Raw genomic sequence first — 3,576 nt, forward strand, 5'->3', positions numbered from 1 at the left:
GGCTCAGTCAGAATATGTCGATGACGACCACGGTGATGTTGTCCGCGCCGCCGGCGGCCAGCGCCACCGAGGCGAGATGGTGGGCGACCGCGGCGGCGGGCGCGTCCGCCGGCAGGCGCCCGACGTGACCGGCGAGGGCCGTGGCGGCCGAGGCGTAGTTCCACAGCCCGTCGCTGCACAGCACCATCCGTCCCGGCCCGGTGAGGGGCAGCGAGACGACGCGCGGTACCGCCGACTCGCTGCCCGTCCCGATCCAGTGGGTGATGGTGTGGGCGCCGGGCGCCGGGCGCCGTCTCGGCCAACTCGGCCGGAAGCAGGCCGGCCCGCACCGCCTCGGCCGCCAGCGTGTCGTCCTCGGTCAGCAGGTGCGCGCCCCGCGGGCCGAGTAGGTAGGCTCGGCTGTCCCCGAGCCAGCCGACGGCGAGCCGGTCCGCCGTCACGATCGCCGCGACGAACGTGCAGGCCGGCGCGTCGTCGGGGCTGGTGATCGAGGCGACGGCGCTGCGCTGGGCGGTCGCGGTCGCCGCCCGCAGCGCGGCGTTCTCCCAGGGGACGCCGCTGCCCGTCGGCTCGGGAGACCTCGGCGTGCCCACGGCGTCGGCCAGGAAGGCGGTGGCGTCCCGGGCGGCGGCCACGGCGGCCGGTCCCGAGCCGGGAGCCGTCGACACCCCGTCGCACACGACCGCCACGACCGCCGGGCGGGCCGGGCCGGGCAGGTCGGCTGGCCCGGGCGGGCCGACGACGGCGAGGGCGAACCCGTCCTCGTTGCTCCGGTGGACGAGACCGCGGTCCGACACGCCGGCCGCGATCGTCAGATCGACATCGATCCGGTCGCCGGGCTCGCGGCCGGCCGCCGTCAGGGCCACGCCGCAGCGTTCGCAGAACCGGTCGTCGGGAAGGACCGGCGCCGCGCAGCCGGGGCAGCGTCCCGCCAGGCCGGGGTCCCGTGGCCCCGGCGCCGGTCCCGGCCGCTGTCCGGCGTTCATACCAGGGTCCGCGGGCGGACACGGTTGGCGAGGTCGACGAGGGCGTACCGCTCGTCGGTGGTCGCGGCCAGCCGGGCGAGCTCCCGGTAGGCGCGTTCCAGGCCGAAGCGCAGGTCCGCTTCCCGCAGTGCGGCACCGGCGACCGTGACGCCCGGGTCCACCGGGAGCGTGCCGGCCGCCACCAGGTCGAGCGCGGTGGTCAGCAGATCCCGGGTGAGAGCGGCCCGGCAGCCCGGGTCGAGGTCCAGGCCGGCCAGCACGTCCGACGCGGCCATGATGCCGGCCCGATTGGGGACGCCGGCCACGGTCACCGTGCCGAGTACCCGGGCCAGCCGGATCTGGGCGTCGACGTGGGCGGCCGAGGCCGGTGGTACCCGGCGGTAGGCGGCCACCGCACCGTCGCGGTCGCCCGCGGCGATCCGCACCCGCGCCAGCCCGAACGCCGCGCCGGTGAACGCGTCGTCGGTGCGCGACACCAGGTCATACAGCTGCTGCGCCCGGGGGAGGTCACCGGCGGCCTCCGCGGTGCGCGCCAGCGCCAGCTTCGGCGCGAGCTCGCCCGGGACCTCGTCGTAGACCCGGTCGAACGCGCCGCGGGCCGCGGCGGTGTCGCCGTCGGCGAGTGCCAGCAGCCCGCGCTGCCAGTCCACCCGCCACTCGAAGGGGTCCTCCGCCTCGATCTCGGCGAGCATCTCGCTGGCGGCGGCGGTCCGACCCAGGCGCATCCGCAGGTCGGCCAGGCGCAGGCGCGCCCCGACGCTGGTGGTTCCCATCGCACCGAGCAGCTCGGCGAGCTGCTCGGGCGCGAGGTCCGGCAGGGCGGTGAGCGGGTCCGCCGCCGGGTCGTCGGGGTCGGCCCGTAGCCGGGGCAGCACCGACCACGGCGGCAGCGCGGTGGGGCCACCTTCGCCGGTGGGGTGGAGGTCGCCGGTGAACCGCCGGCTCGGCGCCGGCGCCGGGGCCGGTGTCCCGCGTTCGGCCGCGACGATCTCCCGCAGCACCCCCAGCAGTTCGTCGTGCATCTCCTCGGCGCCGGTGAAGCGGCGGTCGGGATCGGGCGCGGTCGCCTTGAGCAGGAACCGGTACAGCGACTCGTGCCGGGCGAGGACGGGATGGTCCGCCGCCGGTGGCATCGTGTGCAGGTAGGTCGAGGTGTTACCGCGGAAGTCCAGGATGAGGGTCGCGAGAGTGCGTCCCACGGCGAACAGGTCGGAGGCGACCGAGGGGCCGGTGGTGGGCACCTCGGGTGCCTGGTAGCCGAGGGTGCCGCAGCCGGCTCCGGCTACTGCGCCGTCGTCGATGCGACGGATCGCGTCGAGGTCGATCAGGCGCGGTGTCTCCCGGCCGAGCATCACGTTGTCGGGTGTGAAGTCGCCGAACACCAGGCCGTTTCGGTGCAGGTAGGCGAAGGCGGGCAGCGCCGCGAGGAGGTAGGCGACGGCCTGGGTGACCGGCAGCGGGTCGGGCCGGCCGGCGTCGGCCCGACGCCGGCACAGCACCTCCCGCAGCGAGGTGCCGCCGATGTACTCCATCACGATGTAGCTCGTGCCGGCATGCTCGACGAAGGTGAAGATCCGCACGATCGCCGGATGGTCGACGGAGGCCAGGAACCGGCGCTCGGCGATGGCCGCGGCCTGTGCCTCGCGGTCGCCGGAGTCGAGCAGGCCCTTGAGCACGACCCAGGAGCCCTCCGCGACGCTCGGGTCCCGGGCGAGGTAGATCCAGCCCTGGCCGCCGTGCGCGAGGGCCCCCGCGATCTCGTACGGCCCGACGCGGTCACCGGCGTGCAGCGTGGGACGGAACGAGAACGGCTGGCCGCATCCCGGGCAGAAGCCCTCGGGACGCGTGGGCCGGCGGCCCCGGGCGCGTCCCACCGGCGCGCCGCACCCGGCACAGGCCCGCCGCCGTTCCGGGATCTGCGGGTCCGCCAGCAGCATCGACGCCGGGTCCGGCACGTCGGGCTCGGGAACGTCGGGCCCGGGTACCTCGACCAGGCCCGCGCCCAGCCGGCTCGGTGCGGTCCGCGACCCGTCCTCGACGACGCCGTCGCAGTCCGGCTCCGGGCAGGGGATGACCGCGTTCACGCACACTCCTCGGTCGAGATCGGGGTCGAAATCGGGGTTGAGGGTGAGGGGCGGGCGAGGGGGAACGCCCCCCGAACGCAGCCGGGTCAGGACCGCGTCCACCTCCCACCGAGAGATCATCATCGGTCAGTCCCGACAGCCACCGCCGGGCCAGCCGTTTCCAGGTGCCGTCGGCGATCGCGCGGGCCAGCACGCCGTTGACGAAGCGGGTCAGTTCCGGATGGTCGAGGCTGACGGCGACCGCGTCCGGCTCGTCCGACAGGGCCGGTCCGACAACGTACAGCCGCGGGTCCTGGGCGGCCATCCCGTTGAGGATGGCCGTGGTGGTCATGACGGCGTCGGCCTCCCCGGCCTGGAGCAGCACGAGGCAGTCGGCGATGTTCGGCACGGTGCGCAGCACCGGGCGCGACGGTGCCCGCCGGATGGTCGCCGCCGCGCCGGCCGCCGTGCAGACCCGTCGCCCACCGAGATCGTCCATCCCCTGGTACGGCGACTTACCGGCGCCT

The 3,576-nt window shown here is 75.8% G+C and carries 3 protein-coding genes; 1 reads left to right on the forward strand and 2 read right to left on the reverse strand.

Annotation, left to right across the window (positions count from 1 at the left end; translation table 11 throughout):
• On the reverse strand, nt 1-986 hold a 986-nt coding region (locus tag AC08OX_RS15955), incomplete at its 3' end, for a PP2C family protein-serine/threonine phosphatase (RefSeq protein ID WP_476608545.1).
• Nucleotides 983-3,193 (reverse strand): serine/threonine-protein kinase, encoded by a 2,211-nt coding sequence (locus AC08OX_RS15960; protein ID WP_476608546.1) that lies wholly within the window; start codon nt 3,191-3,193, stop codon nt 983-985. The genes AC08OX_RS15955 and AC08OX_RS15960, both read right to left, overlap by 4 nt.
• A gap of 200 nt (nt 3,194-3,393) precedes the next feature.
• On the opposite strand from AC08OX_RS15960, the gene AC08OX_RS15965 reads away from it, so the two are divergent.
• The coding region (locus AC08OX_RS15965) for a hypothetical protein (protein WP_476608547.1) at nt 3,394-3,576 on the forward strand (183 nt) is incomplete at its 3' end.

The organism is Frankia sp. CoBUL1 (genome assembly GCF_978021245.1).